Consider the following 24,621-nt stretch of genomic DNA (forward strand, 5'->3'; position numbering starts at 1 on the left):
GCTCATCGAGACGCCATGCAGGCCCAGTTCGTCCTGTCGGAGATCGGTGTCGGTCTCCGCCGCAACCTCACGATGACCTTCGCGGTCATCGTCTCCGTCGCCCTCTCCCTCGCCCTGTTCGGCGGCTCGCTGCTGATGAGCGACCAGGTCAGCCAGATGAAGGGCTACTGGTACGACAAGGTCAACGTGTCGATCTTCCTCTGCAACAAGAGCGACGCGGAGTCCGACCCCAACTGCGCCAAGGGCGCCGTCACGACCGAGCAGAAGAACCAGATCAAGTCCGACCTGGGCAAGATGGCGGTCGTCGAGAACGTCGCCCACGAGTCCCAGGACGAGGCCTACAAGCACTACAAGGAGCAGTTCGGCGACTCCCCGCTGGCCAGCAGCCTCACCCCGGACCAGATGCAGGAGTCGTACCGCATCAAGCTGAAGGACCCGGAGAAGTACCAGGTCATCGCGAGCGCCTTCAACGGCCGTGACGGTGTGCAGTCGGTGCAGGACCAGAAGGGCATCCTGGACAACCTCTTCAGGCTCCTCGGCTATCTGAGCTGGGCGGCGCGCGGTGTGATGGCGGTCATGCTGATCGTGGCGCTGCTGCTGATCGTCAACACGGTGCGGGTCTCGGCGTTCAGCCGTCGTCGTGAGATCGGGATCATGCGGCTGGTGGGCGCCTCGGGCTTCTACATCCAGGCGCCGTTCATCATGGAGGCGGCGGTCGCCGGCGTGATCGGCGGTGTGATCGCCTGCGCCTTCCTCGCGCTCGGCCAGTACTTCGTGATCGACAACGGTGTGTCACTGTCCCAGAACCTGCCGTTGATCAATTTCGTCGGCTGGGACGCGGTCCTCATCAAGCTGCCGCTCATCCTCACGGTGAGCTTCCTGATGCCGGCGTTGGCCGCGTTCGTCGCGCTGCGCAAGTACCTGAAGGTGTGACGCATGCCCCTGGGGCCGTACCGGGCAAGGGCCGGTACGGCCCTTCGCGTTGTCCTAGACTCGCCGACATGTCAGGCCGCGACCTGTTCTCCCGCCCGTCACCCGCCACCACCCTGTTCGGCGCGCTGCGCGCGACCCCTCTGAATTCAACCCGCCGCATCAGCCGCGGGGCGGCCCTGACATTGGTCTTCGCGAGCGTGCTCGCCACCGGCGCCGCGACCGGCTCCTTCGACGACCCGCGCCGGGAGGCCACAGTCGTCGCGAACCCCTCCCGCTCCAACCCGGCCTCCACCCCGGCCGACAGGGAGCAGGACGTCGCCGACGCCGCGGCCGAGGCCATGGCCGAGGGCAAGTCCCCCGTGGAGGCCGCCGAGCGGGCCGTAAGCCGCAGCGGCGACCGGTGGGGCGCGGTCTACTCCGAGGGCGAGTACGAGCAGTTCGAGGAGGCCCTCGACGGCGAGTACACCGGCGTCGGCCTCTGGACCCGTCTGGAGCGCGACGGCCGGATCGAGGTGACCCGGGTGCAGGACGGCTCGCCCGCCGCCCGCGCCGGGATCCGCGCCGGCGACCGCCTCGTCCGCGTCGACGGCGAGAAGGTCGACGGCCGCCCGGTCACCGAGGTCGTCTCCTTACTCCGCGGCGACGCGATCGACGAGGGCACCGGGGGCACCGGGACCCCGAAGAGCGCGGCCGCCGGTACGAAGGTGCGGCTGGAGCTGGAGCGCGACGGCCGGACCTGGTCCGCGACCCTGCGCCGGGCCCGCCTCTCCACCGAGGACGTGACCGTGAGCCGTACCGCGGGCGGGGTCAGCGTCATCACGGTCGACGCGTTCACCAAGGGCTCCGGCGACGTCGTACGAGCCGCCGTCGAGCAGTCCGCCGACGCCGCCGGCCTCGTCCTCGACCTCCGTGGCAACGCCGGCGGTCTGGTCTCCGAGGCCGTCACCGCCGCCTCCGCCTTCCTCGACGGGGGCCTCGTCGCCACGTACGACGTCAAGGGCAGGCAGCGGGCCCTGCACGCCGAACCCGGCGGCGACACCACCAGACCCCTGGTCACCCTGGTCGACGGCGGCACGATGAGCGCGGCCGAGCTGCTCACCGGAGCCCTCCAGGACCGGGGCCGCGCGGTGGTCGTGGGCTCCCGGACCTTCGGCAAGGGCTCGGTGCAGATGCCGAGCCGCCTCCCCGACGGCTCCGTCGCCGAACTGACCGTCGGCCACTACCGCACCCCCTCCGGCCGGGGCGTCGACGGCCGGGGCATCACCCCCGACCTCGAAGCGGACGAGGACGCCCTGCAGCGGGCCGAGACGGTGCTGAGCGGCCTCGGGCAGTGAGCGACGCCCGGTGATCGTGCTCGTTGACCGTGCACGCTGATCACGCCCGTTAATCGGCTTCCCCCGCACCCCCTCCGTGGTGCCAAAATGGACGGCACTATGAGCAAGGGAATGTACGTACCGAAGGAGTCCCAGCCCAAGCAGGGCGGGACGGCCGCCAAGGCCAGGGACGGCGAGAAGGGCGGCAAGAAGAAGATCGTCGCCCAGAACAAGAAGGCCCGGCACGACTACGCGATCATCGACACCTACGAGGCCGGGCTCGTCCTCATGGGGACCGAGGTCAAGTCGCTGCGCGAGGGACGGACCTCGCTGACCGACGGCTTCGTCCAGATCGACCGGGGCGAGGCGTGGCTGCACAACGCCCACATCCCCGAGTATCACCAGGGCAGCTGGACCAACCACTCCGCGCGCCGCAAGCGGAAGCTGCTGCTGCACCGCGAGGAGATCGACAAGCTGGAGTCCAAGGCGCAGGAGACGGGTCACACGATCGTGCCCCTCGCCCTGTACTTCAAGGACGGCCGGGCCAAGGCCGAGATCGCGCTCGCGCGAGGCAAGAAGGAGTACGACAAGCGGCAGACGCTGCGGGAGAAGCAGGACCGGCGGGAGTCGGACCGGGCGATCGCGGCGGCCAAGCGAAGGCAGCGGGGCCAGTAGGGCGAGGCCGCCGGGAATACGGTGGCACGCGCTCGCGTTGGTCACGTACGATGGCTCTGCACCTCACAGCGGGTGCGCCGGCCCCCTTCGGGGGGCGTTGAAAAAACAACATGGGGATGATCGGTTTCGACAGCGGATGTTGAGGCAGGGGAAGCGTGTCGAGGAAGCGGCAATGATCTCGTTAACCATATGTCGCACCAAATAATCGCCAACACCAAGCGCGATTCCCAGACCTTCGCTCTCGCTGCCTGATAAGCAGTGATCGAAGGCCCTGATGGGTGTCAGCCCGGGAGCGTTCCCGGCCCGGATCCTGGCATAATCTAGGGAACTAAACCATTGAGCCCGGTCACGGGGTTCCATGGGAAATCAAACAGTGACTGGGCCCGTCGGCGACTTGTTCGCGTGATCGCCGGGGCCGAGAAATTCACAGCGAACTGCACACGGAGAAGCCCTGGTTCTACACCGTTGGACGCGGGTTCGATTCCCGCCATCTCCACAATTCCCATGTGGGCGAGAGCCCCGCTGCCATGACGGCAGCGGGGCTCTCGTCATTTCTCAGCGGGCACCGACACCCGGTCATCCCGTCACCCGGCGGGCCGTGCTGGCGCGCACGGTCAGCCGGGGCGCGAGCAGAGTGGCCTCCGGGACGGGCGTGCCGGAGAGCTTCTTCATCAGCAGGGCCACCGCCTGTTCGCCCACCTCCGCCGCCGGGATACCGATCGAGGTGACGGGGACGGGGAAGGCGGTGGCGAGGTCGTCCGGGCACAGGGCCGTGATCGAGAGGTCGGCGGGGACGCGCAGGCCCAGGTGCTCGAAGGCGTCGACCAGGGGCTCCAGGACGGCCTCGTTGTGGATCACCACACCCGTGAGGGCCGGTTGTTCGCGAAGGAGCCGTTCCGCGACCGCGCGGGCCGCCGCCGGGGTGGCCTCGCAGGGGTGGACGGTGGAGGCCATGCCGTTGCGGGTGGCGGCGGAGGTGAATCCCTGGACGACACGCTGGGCGAAGGACGTCTGGCGGACGTAGACCTCGGGCGGCGAGCCGATCAGCCCCACCACCCGGTGGCCCAGGTCGGCCAGATGCTCCACACACAGCTCGCCCGCCGTCCTGAAGTCCAGGTCGATGCAGGTCAGGCCGGAGGGGTCGGCGGGAAAGCCGATCAGGACCGAGGGGCGCTCCAGCGTGCGCAGCAACGGCAGCCTCGGGTCGTGGAGTTGGACGTCCATCACGATCAACGCGTCCACCAGGGCCGAGTCCGCCACCCGCCGCAGGCCCTCGTCACCCTCCTCCTGCGTCAGCAGCAGGACGTCGTGGTCGTGCGCGCGGGCCGTCGTGACCGCCGAGACCGCGAACCGCATGACCACCGGCACATGGATCCCGGCCCGTAACGGCACCACCATCGCCAGCACGTTCGACTTGCGGCCGGCCAGGGCGCGGGCACCCGCGTGCGGGCGGTACCCCAGCTCGCGGATGGACGCCTCGACCCGCGCCCGCGTCTCCGCCGAGATCGGGCGCTTGCCGCTCAGCGCGTACGAGACGGTGCTCGGGGAGACGCCCGCGTGCCGGGCCACGTCCGTGATCTTCACCGTCACTTCGACCTCGTTTCCGCGGGAGCGGACTCCCCGTCCAGGCCCAGCGTCAGGAATCCCGTGCCCGCCTGCGCCCGGACCTCACGCCCGTCCGCCGCCAGCCCCCAGGGCGCCGCCGGGTCGCCGCAGGAGGCCCGCAGCACGTTCCCCTCCCGTACGACGGTGAACGTCACCCCGCCCACCGGGACCGTCACCTGGGCGCCGTGTGCGAGGCCGTACGCGTGCAGGGTGACCCCGTCGGCGTGGTCGTGGTCCGGGCGGTCGACCCTCGCGCCGACCGGGACGACCGCCCCTGGCCGGACCAGCAGCGGCACGCTCAGGAAGTCGTGCCGTTCGCGGACCCAGCGGGGGCCGGTGACCGTGCCGCCGTCCGGGAAGCGGGTCCAGGTGCCCTCCGGGACGTAGTACGTGACGTCCCCCTCGTCGTCGAAGACGGGCGCCACGAGGAGGTCGGGGCCCAGCATGTACTGGCGTTCGAGGTGCGCGCAGCCCGGGTCGTCCGGGAACTCCAGCACCATCGCCCGCATCATCGGCACCCCCTCGGTGTGGGCGGTGCGCGCGGCCTCGTAGAGGTAGGGCATGAGGCTGAGCTTGAGGTGGGTGAACTTCCGCAGCACGTCGACCGATTCGTCGTCGAAGAGCCAGGGGACCCGGTACGACGACGAGCCGTGCAGCCTGCTGTGGGAGGAGAGCAGGCCGAAGGCGATCCAGCGCTTGAAGAGGGCGGGTGAGGGGGTGCCCTCGAAGCCGCCGATGTCGTGGCTCCAGTAGCCGAAGCCCGACAGGCCCAGCGACAGGCCGCCCCGCAGGGACTCGGCCATCGACTCGTACGTGGACTCGCAGTCGCCGCCCCAGTGGACGGGGAAGCGCTGGCCGCCGACCGTCGCCGAGCGGGCGAAGAGGACCGCATCGCCCTCGCCCCGGTGTTTGCGCAGGACGTCGAAGACGGTGCGGTTGTACAGGTAGGTGTAGTAGTTGTGCATCCGCTCCGGGTCCGTGCCGTCGGACCAGGCCACGTCCAGGGGCACCCGCTCGCCGAAGTCGGTCTTGAAGCAGTCGACGCCCTGGGCGAGCAGCGCCTCCAGCTTCGACGCGTACCACTCGCGGGCCGCCGGGCTGGTGAAGTCGACCAGCGCCATACCGGGCTGCCAGAGGTCCCACTGCCAGACGCTGCCGTCCGGTCGGCGCAGGAGATGGCCGAGGGCCTTGCCCTCCGCGAAGAGCGGGGAGCGCTGGGCGATGTACGGGTTGATCCAGACGCTGATCCTCAGGCCCCGGCGTTTCAGGCGGGCCAGCATGCCCTCCGGGTCGGGGAAGACCCGGGGATCCCACGCGAAGTCGCACCACTGGAACTCGCGCATCCAGAAGCAGTCGAAGTGGAAGACGGACAGGGGCAGCCGGCGCTCCCGCATGCCCTCGATGAAGGAGGTCACCGTCTCCTCGTCGTAGGAGGTGGTGAACGACGTCGACAGCCACAGGCCGAACGACCAGGCGGGCGGGAGGGCCGGGCGGCCGGTGAGGGCCGTGTACTTGCGGAGGATGTCCTTCGGGGTGGGGCCGTAGATGACGTAGTACGTGAGCTGCTGGGTCTCCGCGCTGAACTGGACCCTGGACACGACCTCCGAGGCGACCTCGAAGGACACCTTGCCGGGGTGGTCGACGAAGACGCCGTAGCCGGCGTCGGTGAGATAGAACGGCACGTTCTTGTAGGCCTGTTCGGTGGCCGTGCCGCCGTCGGCGTTCCAGATGTCCACCACCTGGCCGTTCTTGACCAGCGGGCCGAAGCGTTCGCCGAGGCCGTAGACGGAGGTGCCGACTCCCAGGTTGAGCTGTTCGCGCAGGTAGTGGGCGCCGGACGCCTCGCGCATGATGCCCATCGACTTGGGGCCGCTGGAGGTGAGCGTGCGGCCGTGGGCGAGGAAGTCGACGTGCCAGGGGCCGGTGCGGGAGACCCGGACCGACAGCTCTCCGGCGGTGAGGGTGGCGTGCTCGTCGTCGTAGGAGGTGTGCGGGGTGAACTCCTCGCTCGTCAGCTCGAAGTGCGGGCCGCGTGGTCGCTCGCCCTCGAAGTGGGTGAACGTGACACCGATGACGTCGGGCATCGGTGCGTGGGCGCTGATCGTCACGACCGGTCCCTTCAGCAGGTCGCCGCGGTGGCGGACGGGCTGGGTCGGGGCGTGCACCTCCAGGGCGCCGCCGTCCGTCGCGGTGACGTCGAGCACCTCGACCGGGTGTGCGGCGGTGACACCCTCGCGCAGCAGCCAGTAGCCGTCGGTGAACTTCATGGGGCCCTCCTCTGTGGATGCCCCCGCCGCAAGCCGAGGGAGGAATCGAAGCCCCTGCGGGGCCCCGATCGTCGAACGGTGTGGTCGAATCGCTTCGACGAAGGGAGTCGAAGCGCTTCGATGGAAGGTAGGGGTGGCCTCAGAGCGCGTCAATGGGCGGGCGGGAATTCGTCCGGATCGCCGCGATCAGCAGGGCCAGGGCCGCCGCTGCCACCGGTACCGCGAAGCCGGTGGTGCCGGGGGCGAGGCCGGTGCCCGCCGCCGGGTCGTGTTCCGCGATCCAGCCGCCGAGGGCCGAGCCGCCCGCTATCCCGCCGAGCAGACCGGTGACGGCGAGGGTCATGCCCTCGTTCAACCGGCCCTGCGGGGTGCGGTGCTGGACCAGCGCCATGGCGGTGACCATCGTGGGGGCGGTGGCCATGCCGGCGAGGAGGAGAGCCGGGGCGAGGAACAGCAGGGAGCCGGTGGTGGCGACGGTGAGCCAGGGCAGCGCCATCAGGGCGGTCATCGCGGCCAGGCACCTGCGGAAGCGGCGTTCCGCCGGGCCCGTCACCCGCAGCGTGCCGTACGCCAGGCCCGCCGCGCAGGAGCCGGCCGCCTGGAGGCCGAGGATCACCCCCGCCGAGGAGGCGTGGCCCCGGGCGTCCGCGTAGGCGATGGTGACGACCTCCAGGGAGCCGAAGACGGCGCCGGTGGCGAGGAAGACGGCGAGCAGCGGGGGGATCCCGGGGGTCCTGAGGGGGGACTTCGCGGTCGTACGGCCCGTGGGCGGCGGTTCCGTGGCGCGCTGGGCGGAGAGCAGCAGGACGCCCGCCATGAAGAGCAGGCCGCCGATCAGGGTGCCGGCCTCGGGGAACAGGGTGGTGCAGAGGAACGCGGCCAGGACCGGGCCGAGCATGAAGCAGAGCTCGTCCGTCGCCTGTTCGAAGGAGTTGGCGGTGTGCAGGGCGGCCGGGTCGTCCTTCAGCAGGTGGGCCCAGCGGGCGCGGGCCATGCCGCCGGTGTTGGGGGCCGTGGCGGTGGCCGCGTAGGAGGCGAACAGGGTCCAGTCGGGGGCGTTCCAGTGGACACAGGCGATCAGGCCGAGGCTGCCGAGGAGGGCGACGGCGGTGGCGGGGACGGCGATCCTGGCCTGGCCGTGGCGGTCGACCAGCCGGGCGGTCCAGGGGGCGACCAGGGCGGTGGCGGCGAGGCCGGTGGCGACGACGGCGCCGGCGAGGGCGTAGGAGCCGCGGGAGCCGGCGATCATGAGGATCGCGCTGATGCTGAACATGCCCATGGGGAGGCGGGCGAGGATGCTTCCGGCGGTGAAGCGGAGGGAACCTTCGGTGCGGAACAGGGCGCGGTAGGGGGTGGGGGTGGGGTGCGTCGGCGGGTGCGGGTGCGTTGTGGCTGGTCGCGCAGTTCCCCGCGCCCCTTACCGGGCCGGTGGCGAGGGGTGAAGTCGGCTGCCACCAACGTGTCGGCGGTGACGGTGAGCAGGGGCATGTGCTGCTTGTCGGGTTGGGAGTGCGGCATGCGGTCCACCCTTGCCCCGCTCAAGATCCATCGTCCAACACTTACTCCGTCGCCATTCACGCGCCTCGCTTGTAGATTCGCCGGATGCCCGCTGTCCCGTACGCCGTCGATCCTCGGCTTCTCCGGGGATTTCTCGCCGTCGCCGAAGAGCTGCACTTCACCCGGGCCGCCGCCCGGCTCTACGTCGCCCAGCAGGCGCTCAGCCGGGATGTGCGGCGGCTGGAGCGGGAGTTGGGGGTGGAGCTGTTCGTGCGGAGCACCCGGCAGGTGGTGTTGACGGGGGACGGGGAGCGGCTGGTGCCCCACGCGCGGCGGGTGCTGGACGCGCACGAGGAGCTGATGGCCGCGTTCCGGCAGGTGCGGCCCCTGCTGGTGGACCTGAACTCGCCGGGACTGGACACCGGGGCACGCGTGCTGCGGCGGGCCCGGGAACTCGCGCCGGAGCTGGAGTTGATGGCCCGCTACGAGAGCGGCTTGACCTACGCGGCCGCCGAGATCCTCGCCGGGCGGCTGGACGTGTCGTTCGGGAGGTTCGCCGGGCTCGAACCGGCGGTGCGGGCACGGCTCGCGCAGCAGCCGGTGCGGTACGCGCCGATGACGGTGATCCTGCCCGCCGACCACCGGCTGGCCGCGCTGGACGCCGTACCGCTGGCGGAACTCGCGGGCGAGCGCGTGTACGCGGGCGCAGGGAACCCCCGTACGCCGGAGTGGACGGATCTGGCGGCGCGGCTCTTCGAGGGGCGGGGCATCGAGCTCGCGGCGCCCGCCCCGTTGGCCGTGGGGGAGGAGGAGTTCCAGCGGATCATGGCCAAGGCGAGGTCACCGGTGCTGGCGGTGGTGGACTTCCCGCCCATGCCGGGCACGGTGACGCGGCCGCTCGTCGACCCCGTGCCGCTGTCCCCGGTCTCGCTGGTGTGGCGCAAGGGGTTCCGTCATCCGGGGCTCGACGCGCTGCGGAGGGCCGCGGCCGAACTCGGGCGGGCGGAATTATGGCTGTCACATCCGGAGGACGGGTGGATTCCGCCCACAGATGCACTCATCATGATGACCTTCACCTGACGTCACACACATGCACATCTTTCCCGCCCATACATTCGTTGGCCCGGGTGCGTGTGATGGGTGGGGCGCCCCGGATCGGGTGGGGGCCCGGTCCGGTACAGGAAAGTGCGACCGTCCGGCATCGACCACGCGCTCGGAACGATCCCGTGGGGGGAAGTACGTGCACGTCGACAACTGGCCCAAGGGCATTCAGCCGAAGCGGACCGAGGGCGAGGGCCCGGGTCCGGGCCGTAGTGGTAGTGGCAGTGGTGCGTCGGACGGGGTGGTCTGGCCCGACGCCGCCGGCAGAACGGGAGCCGTCTCCCAGGTGGAGGCGAGGCCCTGGGAGCAGCCCGACCAGCCCGGGCGCAACCACGATCCGCACGAGGTGACCGTGCAGCTCGACGGCGTCGGGCGTGAGGTGGAGGAAGGGACCGGCAGGCACGCCGGCCGGAACGGGGACGCGGCGGGCGCCGGTCAGGACTCCGACGGGCCGGTCTTCGTCGACGAGTCGGGACGGCGCCGCAACCTCTACCGGCGGCTCGGCATCGCCGTCGGCACCGCCTGCGCGGCGTACGCCGTGGTCATCGTCGGCACCCTGGTGTCGGGCAACTCCGACGCGCCCTGGCTGCCGGTGCCGATGCAGAAGGACGACAAGCCGGCGGGCAAGGTGGACACGCCTCCGGAGCCGGCCGAGTCGGACGACCGGTCCGACACGGCGGACGGTTTCGTCCCGGACTCCGGTCCGGGCGGCGGCCGCGCGGGCGCCACGGCCTCGCCCGGCGGCAAGTCGCCCACCGGTGCGTCGGGCCGGGCCAGGCAACCGGAGAAGTCCGCCGGTGCCGAACCCTCGGCCGCGCCCAGCGCCGGAGTGGTGCCGAAGCCGAAGCCGAGCACCAGCGCCAAGGACCCCGAGCCGTCCGCCTCCGCGTCCGAGCCGCCGAAGGCCGACCCCAGCCCCTCGGACTCGCCCTCGCCGGCGCCCTCGGACACCACCGACCCCGGACCCGCTCCGGACGGCGGCGGCACGGACACCGTCGCCGGCGGTCCCGCCTCCCCGGCACCCGTCGAGCCGGCCCCGGCGACCTCGGACAGCTCGCAGAGCCCGCAGGAGCCGGCGGGCCCGCAGGACCCGCAGAACCCGGAGACACCCGCCTGATGACCCGCTCCCAGCGCGGCGGCACGCCTTCGCGTGCCGCCAAGCGCCCCTCCCGCCCACCGCACTCCTCGAACACAAGTACGGGCCGCGCCGCCGGCAGCCCGGGGAACGGCTCAGCGAAGGCCAAGCGGTCGCGCAAGAGCCCGAAGAAGCGCTCCGGGCGGCGCCTGCCGCTGCGCTACCTGCTGCCCAGTGTGCTGCTCCTCGCCCTGATGGCCATGCTCATGCTGCGCGGATACGTGCACAGCGAGATCCTCGCGGACCACCGGGTCGGGCCGCCCATCTCGAACGACCGGGTGCCGAAGGACATACTGAAGGGCGGGCCCGTGATCGACACCCGCTCGGAGAACCGGCGCAGCCTGGAGGTCCCCGACTACGAGCTGGTCCTGACGTTCGACGACGGGCCGGACCCCCGGTGGACCCCCAAGGTGCTCGACATGCTGAAGAAGCACGACGCCAAGGCCGTCTTCTTCATCACCGGCACCATGGCCTCCCGCTACCCGGACCTGGTCCAGCGGATGGTCGACGAGGGCCACGAGATCGGTCTGCACACCTTCAACCACCCGGACCTCTCGCTCCAGACCAAGGACCGCATCGACTGGGAGCTCTCCCAGAACCAGCTGGCGCTCGCGGGCGCCGCCGGCATCCGTACCTCGCTGTTCCGGCCGCCGTACTCGTCGTTCTCGCAGCGCATGGACAACCGGACCTGGCCGGTGACGCGGTACATCGGCAGCCGCGGTTACATCACCGTCGTCAGCGACACCGACAGCCAGGACTGGAAGCGGCCGGGCGTCGCCGAGATCATCCGCCGGTCCACGCCCGAGCGCGGCGAGGGCGCGGTCGTGCTGATGCACGACTCCGGCGGCGACCGCTCGCAGACCGTCGCCGCGCTGGACCGCTACATCCCGCAACTCCAGGTCAAGGGCTACAAGTTCGACACCCTGACCGGCGCCCTGAAGGCTCCGAGCGCGCACACCCCGGTCACCGGCCTCGGCCTGGTGAAGGGCAAGGTCTGGGTCACCCTGGTGCAGGTCTCGGAGAAGACGACCAGTGTCCTCGTCGTCGCCCTCGCGGTCGTCGGCGTCCTCGTCCTCGCCCGCTTCGGCCTGATGCTGGTCCTGTCCCTCGTGCACGCCCGCCGGGTCCGCCGCCGGAACTTCCGCTGGGGCCCGGACGGGCCGGTCACGGAACCCGTCTCGGTGCTCGTCCCCGCGTACAACGAGGCCAAGTGCATCGAGAAGACGGTCCGTTCCCTGGTGGCGAGCGACCACCCCATCGAGGTGCTGGTCATCGACGACGGCTCCAGCGACGGCACGGCCGGCATCGTCGAGGAACTGGGCAAGGACCTGCCGGGCGTCCGCGTCGTACGGCAGCTCAACGCGGGCAAGCCGGCCGCCCTCAACCGGGGCATCGCCAACGCCCGGCACGAGATCATCGTCATGATGGACGGCGACACGGTCTTCGAACCGTCCACCGTCCGCGAACTGGTCCAGCCCTTCGCCGACCCCCGCGTCGGCGCGGTGGCGGGCAACGCCAAGGTCGGCAACCGGGACACCCTCATCGGGGCCTGGCAGCACATCGAGTACGTGATGGGCTTCAACCTCGACCGCCGGATGTACGACATCCTGCGCTGCATGCCGACCATCCCCGGCGCGGTCGGGGCGTTCCGCCGCACGGCCCTCGAACGCGTCGGCGGGATGAGCGAGGACACCCTCGCCGAGGACACCGACATCACCATGGCCATGCACCGCGACGGCTGGCACGTCGTCTACGCCGAGAACGCGCGCGCCTGGACCGAGGCACCGGAATCCGTCCAGCAGCTGTGGTCCCAGCGCTACCGCTGGTCGTACGGCACCATGCAGGCGATCTGGAAGCACCGGGGCTCGCTCTTCGACCGGGGCCCCTCCGGCCGCTTCGGGCGCGTGGGCCTGCCGCTGGTGTCCCTCTTCATGGTCGTGGCGCCCCTGCTGGCCCCGCTCATCGACGTCTTCCTGCTCTACGGGCTGATCTTCGGGCCCACGGAGAAGACCATCGGCGCCTGGCTGGGCGTCCTGGCCGTCCAAGTGGTCTGCGCGGCCCTCGCGTTCCACCTCGACAAGGAGCGCATGACCCATCTGATCTCGCTCCCGCTGCAGCAACTCCTCTACCGCCAGCTGATGTACGTCGTCCTGCTCCAGTCATGGATCACGGCGCTGACCGGCGGCCGGCTGCGCTGGCAGAAGCTGCGGCGGACGGGGGCCGTGGGGCTGCCTGGCGCGCCTGCGGACGGGGCGGCCGTGCCCCCGCAGCAGTCGGGCGAGCGGAGGCCGGTCGGATGAGTACCCTCGCACACGGCTCCACGCCACCGGACTCCACGCCCCCGGACTCCACGCCGCCCGACTCCGCGCAGTCCGGTTCCACCGCGCCGGGCGTGCCCCGCAGGCCGGCGCCGGATCGCAGGACCCGCCCGCCCGCGCCCCGGCCGGGACCGGTACTTCGACCTCCTGCGGGCCCTCGCCCTCTTCCGGGTGGTGCTCTACCACCTCACCGGCTGGGCCTGGCTGCCGCTCCTCTTCCCCTCCATGGGCGTGATGTTCGCCCTCGCCGGCAACCTCATGGCGCGCTCGCTGAAGCGCCCGGCCCCGGGCGTCGTCCGCGGCCGCCTGCGCCGACTGCTGCCGCCCGTGTGGCTGCTCGGCGTCGTCGGCGTGACGGCGATGGTGCTCCAGGGATGGGGGCCGGACGCGGACGGGCACCCCGCCTGGTGGTGGTTCCACCTCACGTTCTGGATCCTCCCGATCAGCGACCCGCCGTACGCCGAGGGCCTGCCCGCAGTGCACGGCCTCATCGGCGCGGACTGGGCTGCGGAACTCGCCGGACCGCTCTGGTACGTCCGCGCCTACGTCTGGTACGTGGTCCTCTCCCCGCTGCTGCTCCGCGCGCTGCGGGCGGTGCCGGCGGTCACGGTCCTCGCGCCGATCGCGCTGGCCGGGGTCTTCGAGCTGGGCCTGCTCCCACTGCCGGGCGAGCGGTTCGCGTCGGGGCTGACGGACTTCAGCACCTTCGGCGCCTGCTGGATCCTCGGCATGGCCCACCAGGAGGGCATCCTCGCGCGCCTGCCACGCTACCTCGTCCCCTCCGTGGCCCCGGCGGTCGCCCTGGCCGGCCTCTGGTACGCCCTGAACCACGACTTCGGCACCGGCAACGACCTGGACAGCATGCCGTTCGCCCAGGCGCTCTGGTCCGTCGGCACGGTGGCGCTGCTGCTGCACATCAGCCCGTCGTGGCGGGAGTGGCCGGACCGACTGCGCCGCTGGGACGGACTGATCACCCTGCTCAACGCCCGTGCGGTGACGATCTATCTCTGGCACAACACCTGCATCCTGATCGCCGCGACCCAGTGGGACCGGCTGTGGAGCGTGGTGTTCCTCGAACGACACGTGCCCTGGCTGCTGGAGAGCGTCTGGCCCGTGCTGGTCGTGACCTGGCTGCTGATCGCCGTCTGCGTCGTCGCCTTCGGCTGGGCGGAGGACCTGGCGGCCCGGCGCAGACCCCGATGGTGGCCGAGCCGCCGTGTACTGACCCGGTAACCAACCGGGATACGCACTTGCGTACGACTGACCGGGTGTTGGATGTTGGGCTCGCTTGAGGCAGGTGTTCCGCGCACTGCTCGCCTCGCCGAAGCGACTCAAGGAGTGACACCCGCCGATGACCCAGCCTCCCGGCCAGCCACCGTACGACGGTTACGGAGCCCAGCCGCCGCAGCAGCCGTACCCGGGGGCCTACCCGCCCCCGGGCCAGGTGCCCGGCCAGCCGCCGAACCCGTACGCGCCGGCTCCGCAACAGCCGTTCGGGGTCGGCGGGCAGCCGCCGTACGGGGCACCGGGGGCGCCGAACTACGGCCCGCAGTACGGGGGTTATCCGCCTCCGCCTCCGCCCTCCGGCGGTAGCGGAGGCAAAGTCGCGATGATCGTCGTGGCCGCCGTGGCGGCGCTCGCCGTGATCGGCGGGGGCATCTTCCTCCTCACCGGCGACGGGGACGACGACACCACGGCCAAGCCCCGGCAGAGCGTCTCGGCCTCGGAGACCGACGCGGCGACCCCGACGGAGGAGGCCACCGACGACGCCACCGACGACGGCCTCGGAACGCCCGACGGCGGTCTGGACGACGGCGGTTCGAGCACCGCGCCCGCCAAGGGTGTCGAGGGCCAGTGGCAGGACGACGAACTCAGGACCCTGACGATCCGCGCGGAGCAGACCATCGGGGAGAACAAGGGGCAGCACATCCTCTCCTACATCGACATGGTCGGCGGCAAGGGCATCATGACCGGCGTCGGCAAGTACCGCGACGAGAACAACTTCCGTATGGCACTGACGCCCATGGCCTCGAAGGACGTCGCCGACGAGGACGTCACCTTCGCCACGGTCCGCCGCTCCGGCGACGACGTGATCATCACCTGGGAGAAGGGCGGCACGGACCGGCTCAGCTACGTGGGCGAGTCGTCGAGCTGACGCGCCCGGGTACGTCGGTGGGGGTGGGCCGCGGTCGGGGGCCCACCCCCACCGCTGTGTCCCGGGGCAACCAAGCGGCGGAGCGGTGACGACTACATCGACCGGAGGGCCGGCTCGGGGCCGGTTCCGGTCGGAGGAGGAGCGTCGACCATGAAGAGCGATGCCGGACACATCGACGCGTTCGCGGCCTGGATGGAAGGCGTGATGCGGGCGCGCGGGTACGACATCGACAGCCCGCGCGGCGGTGGGAAGACCAGGCTCGCCGAGGACGCGGGGGTGCACCGGGCGGCCATCACCCGGCTGTTGCAGCGGCAGAGCATGCCCGATCTGGAGACGATGCGCGGTCTGTCCCGGGCGCTCGGCGTCCCGGTGCGCGACGTCCTGATCCGCTCGGGCAGGCTGACCGAACAGGACCTGCCCCAGCCCCCGGCCCCGCCCGGGCCCGGCACGCCGGCGGCCACGCCCTCTCCGCCGAGCAGGCGGCGACCGCCCTGGGCATCCCGGAACACCTCCGGGCGGCGTTCGTCCGGATCACCGAGCAACTCAGACACGGCACGGAGCCGGACGCGAACGGCCGGGCGGGGGACTGACAGCCGCCGCCCGGAGCCGTTGGCTCCCCCCACCCCCGAGGCCGCGCCCGGCAGTCGCCGTGCGCGGCCTTCTGCTCGCCCACCGGGGTACGCCGTTCTCTGTTGCGCACACTGTTCGCAGTGCGTACAGTGTTCCGTGTCGCCGCGCAGGACGGACGCGGCGACGGCCGCGCACCGGGGGAGGACGGGACGCAGATCCCGGCCCCGGTCTGGGACCTCCGCCAAGGCCCACCTCGACGGCGGCGCCGGCGTCCTCAGCCCCGAGACGGTGACGGCCATGCAGACCCGCGAGACCGACGTCCCCGACAAGTGGACGGTCAGCGCCGACGGCTGGGGCCTCGGCTGGACGCTCTACGACTGGGACGGCGTCCCGGGCTACGGCCACGACGGCGCCGCGACCGGCCAGTACGCCTTCCTGCGCGTGGTGCCCACCCGGGGCGTCGCCGTCGCGCTGCTCACCAACGGCGGTTCCTCCCGCCTCCTCTACGCCGACCTGCTGCGCGAGCTGCTGGCGGAGCTGGCCGGAATCACCCTGCCCGCCCCGTTCGCCCCGCCCGCCGAACCGCCCACCGTCGACATCACGCCCTGGACCGGTACGTACAAGAGGGAGGGAGTCGTCATCACGATCGGCGAGAGGAACGGCACACCGCACCTCACGTACGCCTTCGTGGACGGCATGGTCGGATACTCGCCGGACCTGGAGATGGACCTCGTGCCCCTGTCGGAGACGGTGTTCGCCGGTGCGGGCGGCGGTGCCTCGTTCGCGGAGGACTGGATGCCTGTGGTCTTCGCCACGCTGAGCGACGGCACGCGGTGCGCCTACATTGGCATGAGGGCGGCGCCGAAGGTGGCGTGACCACCGGGTATCCGCCAGGTGCCGACCCGGTATGACGCCCCGCTCACCGATTCCTCACCGGCCGGTCCGCCCGCTCGTGAGAGCAAAGTTCCTTTCCGGTCACCCGGTGCCACAGCCAGGAAACGCGCTCTCCCTACCTTCGGGACTCATCACCCCTCATCACCGCATCGCGACACCGGAGCCCGGAGAACGTGGAGGCGTCATGACAGCCCCGAGCACAGCCCCCGCCGCAAGCAGGGGAGGCCGCTGGATCGAACACTGGGATCCGGAGAACGAGGCCTTCTGGAACGAGACAGGCGCGAAGGTCGCCCGGCGGAACCTCTGGTTCTCTGTGCTCTCCGAGCACATCGGGTTCTCCATCTGGACCCTCTGGTCGGTGATGGTCCTCTTCATGGGCCCCGAGTACGGGCTCACTCCCGCCGACAAGTTCTTCCTCGTGGCCATGGGCACCCTGGTCGGCGCGATCGTGCGCGTGCCGTACACCTTCGCCGTCGCCCGCTTCGGCGGCCGCAACTGGACGATCATCACGGCGAGTGGGCTGCTCATCCCGACCATCGCCGCGTACATCGTGATGGAGCCGGGCACCTCGTACTCCACGTTCATGCTCTGTGCGGTGCTGGCGGGCATCGGTGGCGGTAACTTCGCCTCCTCCATGACCAACATCAACAGCTTCTTCCCGCTGCGGAAGAAGGGCTGGGCGCTCGGTCTCAACGCGGGTGGCGGAAACATCGGCGTGCCGGTGGTGCAGCTGATCGGGCTCGCGGTCATCGGGGCGAGCGGCGGCCCGCGGCTGCTGCTGGGCATCTACATCCCGCTCATCCTCATCTCCGCCCTCTTCGCCGCCCTCTTCATGGACAACATCTCGTCGGTGAAGAACGACACCGGAGCTGCCCTGGAGGCGGTGAAGGACGGGCACACCTGGATCATGTCCTTCCTCTACATCGGCACCTTCGGATCCTTCATCGGCTACAGCTTCGCCTTCGGCCTCGTGCTGCAGACGCAGTTCGGTCGTACACCCCTGCAGGCGGCCTCGATCACCTTCATCGGCCCGCTGCTGGGCTCGCTGATCCGTCCCGTGGGCGGCTGGCTCGCCGACCGCTTCGGCGGCGCGAAGATCACCCTCTGGAACTTCGCCGCCATGATGGCGGCCACCGGCGTGATCGTCGTGGCTTCCATGCGGGAGTCGCTGCCGCTGTTCAGCGTGGCGTTCATCGCGCTGTTCGTGCTCACCGGGCTCGGCAACGGCTCGACGTACAAGATGATCCCGGGCATCTTCCAGACCAAGGCCGTCGCCATGGGTCTGACGGGCGAGGCCGCCGCCTCGTACGGTCGACGCCTGTCCGGTGCATCCATGGGGCTCATCGGCGCGGTGGGCGCCCTCGGCGGCCTCGGCATCAACCTGGCCTTCCGGCAGTCCTTCCTCTCCGTGGGCTCCGGCACCGGCGCCTTCATCGCCTTCCTCGCCTTCTACGGGCTCTGCTTCGCGGTGACTTGGGCCGTATACCTTCGCCGAACGGTCTCGAACACGGCTGCGACCACCGCCACGACGGAATCGAAGCCGCAGCTCAGCTACGCCGAGGTGTGACATCACCCATGCCGTGACACGGGCGACGTAACACCAGCGACATCAAGCCGAACCGAGCCTGTCACGCGCCGTTGACAGGCTCGTTCGGCATGTGGGTCCACCAGTCGGTGCACCCGCACGCACAGAGCTTCGACTGAGTGCAACGACTCGACTGCGGGACGAGAGCCATGTACGACGAACAGCAGCGACCCGAGCGATCAGATCGAGCCGATCGACCAGACAGGACGGTTCTGATGGATCGGATGGACCGGACGGACCGCACGGACCGGGAGGCGCGGACCGAACACGGGCCGCTCGCGGGGTTCACCGTGGGCGTCACCGCCGCCCGCAGGGCCGACGAACTCGGGGCACTGCTCCAGCGCCGCGGAGCCGCGGTCCTGCACGCCCCCGCCCTGCGCATCGTGCAGCTCGCGGACGACAGCGAACTGCTCGCCGCGACGAAGGACCTGCTCGACCAGGCCCCCGACATCGTGGTGGCGACGACGGCTATCGGCTTCCGCGGCTGGGTCGAGGCGGCGGACGGCTGGGGCCTGGGCGAAGCCCTGCTCGACCGACTGCGGGGCGTCGAAGTCCTGGCGCGCGGACCGAAGGTGAAGGGTGCGATCCGGGCCGCGGGTCTTACGGAGGAGTGGTCCCCTTCCTCCGAATCGATGGCCGAAGTACTGGACCGTCTGCTGGAGCACGGTGTGGAAGGCCGACGGGTCGCCATTCAGCTCCACGGCGAACCGCTCCCCGGCTTCGTGGAGTCACTGCGCGCCGCGGGAGCGGAGGTCGTGGGCGTCCCCGTCTACCGCTGGATGCCGCCGGAGGACATCACTCCGGTGGACCGTCTCCTCGACTCGGCGGTCAGCCGCGGCCTCGACGCGCTGACGTTCACCAGCGCCCCGGCGGCGGCGTCCCTGCTCTCCCGCGCCGAGGACCGGGGCTTGCTCCCGGAGTTGCTCAACGCGCTGAACCACGACGTCGTGCCCGCCTGCGTGGGCCCGGTGACGGCGCTTCCCCTCCAGGCCCACGGTGTGGACACGGTCCAGCCCGAACGCTTCCGTCTCGGGCCCCTCGTCCAACTCCTCTGCCAGGAACTCCCCGGCCGCGCCCGTACGCTGCCCATCGCCGGCCACCGGGTGGAGATCCGCGGCCACGCGGTCCTCGTCGACGGCGCCCTGCGCCCCGTCCCCCCGGCCGGCATGTCCCTGCTCCGCGCGCTCTGCCGCAGGCCCGGCTGGGTCGTCCCCCGCTCCGACCTGCTCCGCGCCCTCCCGGGCGCCGGCCGCGACGAACACGCCGTGGAGACGGCGATGGCCCGCCTCCGCACGGCCCTCGGCACGCCCAAACTGATCCAGACGGTGGTCAAACGCGGCTACCGCCTGGCTCTGGACCCGGCGGCGGACGCGAAGTACGACGCGTAGGCGGGAACGGCGCGGCAGGGACTTCGACTGCGGGTACGTGGGGGTTCTCGCGCAGTTCCCCGCGCCCCTTCAGGGGCGCGGGAACTGCGCGAGAACCCCCACCGGGCGGACGTCTGGGGGTCGAAGGGGCGCAGCCCCTGGGATGGGACGGGTAGGGGCGGCGGGGGCGGAGGAACCGGCCAAGAACCGGAGGCTTCCCCATCACGTGCGCCCAGGCACTGTAAGGGGTACGTACCCCTCAAACGCACCTCTGCTTACCGACAACCCCAGGGCGGTGACAGGCACATGGCACACCCCAGCCCCTCGCTTCGACTGCGGCCACCTCTGCCTGGACTTCCTCACCACCACCCACCCCGAGGAACAACTCGACACCCCCACCGGCCTGCGCACCTGGATCACCGCCGCCCACCTGGTCCCCGAGACCACCCCCTCGACCACATCACCCCCACTGGCTGGTCGGCTTCAGAGAACTCCGCGGCCACATCGACCAGTTGGTGCGCCCCACCCCCGACCGCGCCCCGGACCCCGCGCCGTCGACATCTCCCTCGCCAGGGTCAACGACCTGGCCCGCGCGGCGACTCCGGCCCTCCGCGCCGTCCGCGCCCCCGACGGCACTCTCACCCGCGCGCTGGACCGCGTCCCCGAGTGCGCCGCCCTGCTCGCCGTGCTGGCCCGCGACACCGTGGAGCTGCTCACGGACCCGGTCGCCTGCGCGAGCCTGCGCCAGTGCGCCGGCGACAACTGCCCCGTGGTGTACGTCGACACCTCCCGCGGTCGGCGCCGCCGCTGGTGCTCCAGCGAGATCTGCGGCAACCGCGAACGCGTGGCCCGGCACCGCCGCCGAGCCGATCTGGCCCGCGCCCGCGCGTAGTTGGGACCGAAATGCCCATCCGCCTTACCCTGCCCGATGGTTGGGCAAACCCCGGGTAGCCGTAAAGAAGCAGCAGTGCTGTTTTTCACATCGCCATGCGGGTGTCTTCACAATTCCCGTCCCTGCGTGCCGGTTTAAGCACGGATATGGTCACACTTGTCCCCCACCTGCCTCATCCTTCCCACGTTTAATCGAGAAAGTTGTGGCTCAACTCTGAACACACAACTGGTTACCTACGTATCCCGATGTGAGCGACCGACTGGGGGAACCCCCGGACACCGGAGGTAGCCGTGCGCAAGGATTCCGCTGTGGCCGATGAACGCCCGCACAGGGCACGACATCGCGCATCACAGCCCTCAGAGCCGGACGAGGAGCTGATGCGCGCGCTGTACCGCGAGCACGCTGGACCCTTGCTCGCGTACGTGCTGCGTCTGGTCGCGGGCGACCGCCAGCGTGCCGAGGACGTTGTGCAGGAAACTCTCATCAGGGCCTGGAAGAACGCCGGTCAGCTCAATCGAGCGACCGGATCGGTACGCCCCTGGCTGGTGACGGTCGCACGCCGCATCGTCATCGACGGCCACCGCAGCCGGCAGGCCCGGCCGCAGGAGGTCGACCCGTCGCCGCTGGAGGTCATCCCCGCGGAGGACGAGATCGACAAGGCGTTGTGGCTGATGACACTGTCGGACGCGCTGGACGACCTGACCCCTGCCCACAGGGAGGTCCTGGTCGAGACCTATTTCAAAGGGCGTACGGTCAATGAGGCGGCCGAGACGCTTGGCATCCCCAGTGGCACCGTCCGCTCCCGGGTGTTCTACGCCCTGCGGTCGATGAAGCTGGCTCTAGAGGAGCGCGGGGTGACGGCATGAGCAACATCTACGGGGGGTATGGACCGGGAATGCCCGGATCTGTGCAAGGAGCCCAAGGTTCCGGCGACAACATCCACGAGACCGTCGGCGCGTACGCCCTCGGGATACTGGACGACGCCGAGGCCACACAGTTCGAGATGCACCTCGCCACGTGCGAGTGGTGCGGACAACAGCTCGACGAGCTGGCCGGCATGGAACCGATGCTGGCCGCGCTCGCGGACCTGCCCGCGGCCCAGGGAACGCCCGCGATCGGCGAGTCGCTGTCCGTGAAACCGACCACCGGTCTCGCGGACCGGCTCGTCGGCGAGGTGGTCCAGCACCGGGCGAAGAAGAGCCGACGGAACTTCTTCATGCTGGCGGCCGGCGTGGCCCTGATCGTCGGCGGCCCGACGGCGGTGTTCGCGACGACGGGCGGCGGGGACGAGGCGAAGACGGGCCGGACGGTCATCGCGACCCCGGCCAAGGACTCCTTCGACAACATGCCCGCGTCGGACAAGGTCTCGTCCACCGACGCCTCCACCCAGGTCACCGCCACGGTCGGCATGGAGACCAAGGCCTGGGGCACGCACGCGGTGCTGGAGCTGAAGAACGTCAAGGGTCCGGAGAAGTGCTCGCTCATCGCCGTCGGCAAGAACGGCGAGCGTGAGACGGTCACCTCCTGGTCCGTCCCGAAGTGGGGCTACGGCATCAAGAACGCCACGACCGAGCAGGCCAAGAACCCGCTCTACGTCCACGGCGGCGCGGCCTTCACCCCCGACGAGATCGACCACTTCGAGGTCCTGACCTTCAGCGGCAAGAAGCTCGTCTCGGTCAAGGCGTAACGCGTCCAGGCGAAACGGACACGCTCGCGGCGAACAGCGGACGGACCTCGGTCGGGCACATAGCCTGTCGGGGTCCTTTTCGCGTACGGTGGACGGCTGCCCAGCACGTCAGAAGGGGGCCCGGGTGGCCGCTCAGGTTCAGCAGGAAACGCTCGACTCCGCTCACGACTCGGTGCGTGAGAAGGAGATCGGCGTCGAACAGGCACATCTGGACCGGGTCTACCGGCGTCTCGAGGAGAAGATCCACGAGGCCGAGTTCCTGATGAACGACGCGGCCAAGCGCGGTCAGGTCGGCACCCCCGGCGCGCTCGCCGAGCGGGACGCCCAGGTCTTCCGGGCGGGCGTCCACCTGAACCGTCTGAACAACGAGTTCGAGGACTTCCTCTTCGGCCGGATCGACCTGCTGCAGGGCAAGGACGGCAAGAAGGGCCCGGACGGCGCGTACACCGCCGTCGAACCCGCCGAGGGCGCGGTGCGCCCCGACAACACCGCCGACATCGCCGAGACCCTGCACATCGGCCGGATCGGCGTCCTGGACTCGGAGTACGCCCCGCTGGTCATCGACTGGCGGGCCCCGGCGGCCGCCCCCTTCTACCGTTCGACGCCGGTCGACCCCGGCCGCGTCGTCCGCCGCCGGGTCATCCGCTCCAAGGGCCGCAAGGTGCTCGGCGTCGAGGACGACCTGATGCGCCCCGAGCTGACGGCCCACCTCGACGGCGGCGAACTGCCCGTCATCGGCGACGGAGCCCTCATGGCCGCCCTCGGCCAGGCCCGCAGCCACACCATGCGTGACATCGTCGCCTCCATCCAGGCCGAACAGGATCTGGTGATCCGCGCCCCCGCCGCCTCCGTGACCTACGTCGAGGGCGGCCCCGGCACCGGCAAGACGGCCGTCGCCCTGCACCGCGCCGCCTACCTCCTCTACCAGGACCGGCGCCGGTACGCGGGCGGCATCCTCATCGTCTCCCCGACCCCGCTGCTCGTCGCCTACACCGAGGGCGTCCTGCCCTCCCTCGGCGAGGAGGGCCAGGTCGCCATCCGCGCCATCGGCTCGCTCGTCGACGGCGCCGAGGCCACGCTGTACGACTCCCCGGCCGTGGCCCGCGCCAAGGGCTCGTACCGCATGCTCAAGGTGCTGCGGAAGGCCGCCCGGGGCGCCCTGGAGTCGAGCGACGCGCCCACCCGCCTCCGGGTCGTCGCCTTCGGCCGCCGCCTGGAGCTGGAGGCCCCCGACCTGGACCGCGTCCGCCGCACCGCGCTCAGCGGCACGGCCCCGGTCAACCTGCTGCGCCCCCGCGCGCGCAAGCTGCTGCTGGACGCGCTCTGGGACCGCTCGGGCGCGGCGGGCCGCCACAGCGACCCCGAGCTGGCCGCCGAACTGCGCTCCTCCTTCGACGAGGACATCACGACCGAGGACGAGTTCATCGCCTTCCTCGACGCCTGGTGGCCCGAGCTGACCCCGCGTGGGGTGCTCACCGCCATGGCCGACGAGCGCCGCCTCGGCCGCTGGGCGCGCCGCATCCTCAACCCGGGTGAGGTCCGCCGCGTCGCCCGCTCCCTGAAACGGGACGGGCTGTCCGTGCACGACGTCGCCGTGCTCGACGAACTCCAGGCGATCCTCGGCCTCCCGGCCCGCCCCAGGAAGAGGCGCGACCTCGACCCGCTGGACCAGCTCACGGGCCTGGAGGAGCTGATGCCGGTACGCGAGGAGACCCAGCGGGAGCGGGCCGAGCGGCTGGCGCAGGAGCGGACCGAGTACGCGCACGTCATCGTCGACGAGGCGCAGGACCTGACGCCGATGCAGTGGCGGATGGTGGGCCGCCGCGGCCGCCACGCCACCTGGACGGTCGTGGGCGACCCCGCCCAGTCGTCCTGGTCCGACCCGGACGAGGCGGCCGAGGCCCGCGACGAGGCACTGGGCACCCGCCCGCGCCGCCGCTTCACCCTCACCGTCAACTACCGCAACCCGGCCGAGATCGCCGAGCTGGCGGCGAAGGTGCTGGCCCTGGCCATGCCCGGCTCCGAGTCCCCGTCGGCGGTTCGCTCCACCGGAGTGCGGCCCCGCTTCGTCACGGCCGCCCGCGACACCCTGGCCCGCACGGTCCGCGCGGAGGCGGCCCGCCTGCTGGACCTCGTGGACGGCACGGTGGGCGTCGTGGTCGCCATGAACCGCAGGGACGAGGCCGCCCGCTGGCTGGCCGGCCTCGGCGACCGGGTGGTGGCCCTCGGCAGCCTGGAGGCGAAGGGCCTGGAGTACGACGCCACGGTGGTCGTCTCCCCGGCGGAGATCGCGGACGAGTCCCCTGCGGGGCTGCGTGTGTTGTACGTCGCACTCACCCGGGCGACACAGCAGCTGACGGTCGTCTCGGCGGAACGGGACGACCCGGACGCGATGGGGGTCCCGGACCTGTTGCGCGACTGAGTGGGTAGTCGGTCGTCCGCGGGCGCGTGGGGCTTCTCGCGCAGTTCCCCGCGCCCCTGAAAAGCACCGGGCGAGACCCCCTGCTTTCAAGGGGCGCGGGGCTGTGCCGATATGCGGCTCCGCCGCGTGGGCGCGAGCAACCACACACCACCCGCACCCGCCGACGCACCATCAACTCCCCGAACTCCGAGGCGCCTGTTAGCCT

Annotated in this window: 18 protein-coding genes, 1 other RNA gene and 1 pseudogene; 17 read left to right on the plus strand and 3 right to left on the minus strand. The window is 71.1% G+C overall.

All coding sequences use genetic code 11. The features are described 5' to 3' along the window. Positions 1-15: 15 nt before the first annotated feature. The 4 genes from ftsX to ssrA all read left to right on the plus strand — a co-directional run bounded on the left by ftsX (position 16) and on the right by ssrA (position 3,420). Complete coding sequence (gene ftsX / locus E4N62_RS00290) at positions 16-933, plus strand: permease-like cell division protein FtsX (RefSeq protein WP_184893417.1); 918 nt, start codon at positions 16-18, stop codon at positions 931-933. A 68-nt stretch (positions 934-1,001) separates the two neighbouring features. Then, positions 1,002-2,267: a S41 family peptidase gene (locus tag E4N62_RS00295; protein WP_230211408.1), complete on the plus strand. Its 1,266-nt coding sequence runs from the start codon at positions 1,002-1,004 to the stop codon at positions 2,265-2,267. 111 nt (positions 2,268-2,378) lie between these two features. Next, the gene (smpB, locus tag E4N62_RS00300) at positions 2,379-2,921 is read left to right on the plus strand and encodes an SsrA-binding protein SmpB (protein ID WP_221523121.1); all 543 of its coding nucleotides are present in this window, start codon (positions 2,379-2,381) and stop codon (positions 2,919-2,921) included. A 112-nt stretch (positions 2,922-3,033) separates the two neighbouring features. Continuing rightward, positions 3,034-3,420, plus strand: a transfer-messenger RNA (tmRNA) gene (ssrA, locus tag E4N62_RS00305). 77 nt (positions 3,421-3,497) lie between these two features. Here ssrA and E4N62_RS00310 read toward each other — a convergent pair. The 3 genes from E4N62_RS00310 to E4N62_RS00320 form a co-directional block, all read right to left on the minus strand. Then, positions 3,498-4,511, minus strand: coding sequence for a LacI family DNA-binding transcriptional regulator (locus tag E4N62_RS00310; RefSeq protein ID WP_230211409.1), 1,014 nt, complete (start codon positions 4,509-4,511; stop codon positions 3,498-3,500). Further along, the gene (gene yicI / locus E4N62_RS00315; RefSeq protein WP_230211410.1) at positions 4,508-6,793 is read right to left on the minus strand and encodes an alpha-xylosidase; all 2,286 of its coding nucleotides are present in this window, start codon (positions 6,791-6,793) and stop codon (positions 4,508-4,510) included. Before yicI ends, E4N62_RS00310 begins: the two co-directional genes overlap by 4 nt. Positions 6,794-6,932: 139 nt before the next feature. Beyond that, positions 6,933-8,072 (minus strand): MFS transporter, encoded by a 1,140-nt coding sequence (locus E4N62_RS00320; RefSeq protein WP_374116890.1) that lies wholly within the window; start codon positions 8,070-8,072, stop codon positions 6,933-6,935. A 323-nt stretch (positions 8,073-8,395) separates the two neighbouring features. Here E4N62_RS00320 and E4N62_RS00325 point away from each other — a divergent pair, with 323 nt between their 5' ends. The 13 genes and pseudogenes from E4N62_RS00325 to E4N62_RS00385 all read left to right on the plus strand — a co-directional run bounded on the left by E4N62_RS00325 (position 8,396) and on the right by E4N62_RS00385 (position 24,416). After that, positions 8,396-9,370, plus strand: coding sequence for a LysR family transcriptional regulator (locus E4N62_RS00325; protein WP_230211411.1), 975 nt, complete (start codon positions 8,396-8,398; stop codon positions 9,368-9,370). A 262-nt stretch (positions 9,371-9,632) separates the two neighbouring features. After that, the gene (locus tag E4N62_RS00330; RefSeq protein WP_230211412.1) at positions 9,633-10,508 is read left to right on the plus strand and encodes a hypothetical protein; all 876 of its coding nucleotides are present in this window, start codon (positions 9,633-9,635) and stop codon (positions 10,506-10,508) included. Continuing rightward, on the plus strand, positions 10,508-12,826 hold the full coding sequence (locus E4N62_RS00335; RefSeq protein ID WP_374116891.1) for a glycosyltransferase: 2,319 nt from the start codon (positions 10,508-10,510) through the stop codon (positions 12,824-12,826). Before E4N62_RS00330 ends, E4N62_RS00335 begins: the two co-directional genes overlap by 1 nt. Positions 12,827-12,940: 114 nt before the next feature. Continuing rightward, entirely contained in the window at positions 12,941-14,077 is a 1,137-nt protein-coding gene (locus tag E4N62_RS00340) for an acyltransferase (protein ID WP_230212334.1), read from the plus strand. 118 nt (positions 14,078-14,195) lie between these two features. Beyond that, positions 14,196-14,999, plus strand: a complete 804-nt coding sequence (locus tag E4N62_RS00345) for a hypothetical protein (RefSeq protein ID WP_230211413.1) — start codon at positions 14,196-14,198, stop codon at positions 14,997-14,999. A gap of 150 nt (positions 15,000-15,149) precedes the next feature. Continuing rightward, positions 15,150-15,589, plus strand: a pseudogene (locus E4N62_RS48475) (helix-turn-helix domain-containing protein). A 136-nt stretch (positions 15,590-15,725) separates the two neighbouring features. Then, positions 15,726-16,445 carry a beta-lactamase family protein gene (locus E4N62_RS48480; protein ID WP_230212336.1) on the plus strand — a complete coding sequence of 240 codons (720 nt, stop codon included), beginning with the start codon at positions 15,726-15,728 and terminating at the stop codon, positions 16,443-16,445. A 202-nt stretch (positions 16,446-16,647) separates the two neighbouring features. Then, positions 16,648-18,030: a NarK/NasA family nitrate transporter gene (locus E4N62_RS00360; protein WP_230211414.1), complete on the plus strand. Its 1,383-nt coding sequence runs from the start codon at positions 16,648-16,650 to the stop codon at positions 18,028-18,030. Between the two features lie 233 nt (positions 18,031-18,263). Beyond that, on the plus strand, positions 18,264-19,436 hold the full coding sequence (locus E4N62_RS00365) for a uroporphyrinogen-III synthase (RefSeq protein WP_230211415.1): 1,173 nt from the start codon (positions 18,264-18,266) through the stop codon (positions 19,434-19,436). A gap of 274 nt (positions 19,437-19,710) precedes the next feature. Next, a complete protein-coding gene (locus E4N62_RS00370; RefSeq protein WP_230211416.1) occupies positions 19,711-20,307 on the plus strand; it encodes a CGNR zinc finger domain-containing protein in 597 nt (198 codons plus the stop codon). A gap of 290 nt (positions 20,308-20,597) precedes the next feature. Next, positions 20,598-21,173 (plus strand): sigma-70 family RNA polymerase sigma factor, encoded by a 576-nt coding sequence (locus E4N62_RS00375; RefSeq protein WP_013003188.1) that lies wholly within the window; start codon positions 20,598-20,600, stop codon positions 21,171-21,173. A gap of 29 nt (positions 21,174-21,202) precedes the next feature. Further along, positions 21,203-21,994 carry an anti-sigma factor gene (locus tag E4N62_RS00380; protein ID WP_230211417.1) on the plus strand — a complete coding sequence of 264 codons (792 nt, stop codon included), beginning with the start codon at positions 21,203-21,205 and terminating at the stop codon, positions 21,992-21,994. Positions 21,995-22,118: 124 nt separating this feature from the next. Next, positions 22,119-24,416, plus strand: coding sequence for a UvrD-helicase domain-containing protein (locus E4N62_RS00385; protein WP_230211418.1), 2,298 nt, complete (start codon positions 22,119-22,121; stop codon positions 24,414-24,416). Positions 24,417-24,621 lie beyond the last annotated feature (205 nt).

Source organism: Streptomyces sp. MNU76, from assembly GCF_020982545.1.
Lineage (GTDB): Bacteria > Actinomycetota > Actinomycetes > Streptomycetales > Streptomycetaceae > Streptomyces.

What these genes read in the sequence shown, in the direction of transcription:
- E4N62_RS00380 (WP_230211417.1), top strand. Translation starts at nt 21,203, where the DNA reads ATGCCCGGATCTGTGCAAGGAGCCCAAGGTTCCGGCGACAACATCCAC.
- E4N62_RS00360 (WP_230211414.1), top strand. Translation starts at nt 16,648, where the DNA reads ATGACAGCCCCGAGCACAGCCCCCGCCGCAAGCAGGGGAGGCCGCTGG.
- E4N62_RS00345 (WP_230211413.1), top strand. Translation starts at nt 14,196, where the DNA reads ATGACCCAGCCTCCCGGCCAGCCACCGTACGACGGTTACGGAGCCCAG.
- E4N62_RS00320 (WP_374116890.1), bottom strand. Translation starts at nt 8,072, where the DNA reads ATGGGCATGTTCAGCATCAGCGCGATCCTCATGATCGCCGGCTCCCGC.
- E4N62_RS00335 (WP_374116891.1), top strand. Translation starts at nt 10,508, where the DNA reads ATGACCCGCTCCCAGCGCGGCGGCACGCCTTCGCGTGCCGCCAAGCGC.
- E4N62_RS00325 (WP_230211411.1), top strand. Translation starts at nt 8,396, where the DNA reads ATGCCCGCTGTCCCGTACGCCGTCGATCCTCGGCTTCTCCGGGGATTT.
- ftsX (WP_184893417.1), top strand. Translation starts at nt 16, where the DNA reads ATGCAGGCCCAGTTCGTCCTGTCGGAGATCGGTGTCGGTCTCCGCCGC.
- yicI (WP_230211410.1), bottom strand. Translation starts at nt 6,793, where the DNA reads ATGAAGTTCACCGACGGCTACTGGCTGCTGCGCGAGGGTGTCACCGCC.
- E4N62_RS00295 (WP_230211408.1), top strand. Translation starts at nt 1,002, where the DNA reads ATGTCAGGCCGCGACCTGTTCTCCCGCCCGTCACCCGCCACCACCCTG.
- E4N62_RS00365 (WP_230211415.1), top strand. Translation starts at nt 18,264, where the DNA reads ATGGATCGGATGGACCGGACGGACCGCACGGACCGGGAGGCGCGGACC.
- smpB (WP_221523121.1), top strand. Translation starts at nt 2,379, where the DNA reads ATGTACGTACCGAAGGAGTCCCAGCCCAAGCAGGGCGGGACGGCCGCC.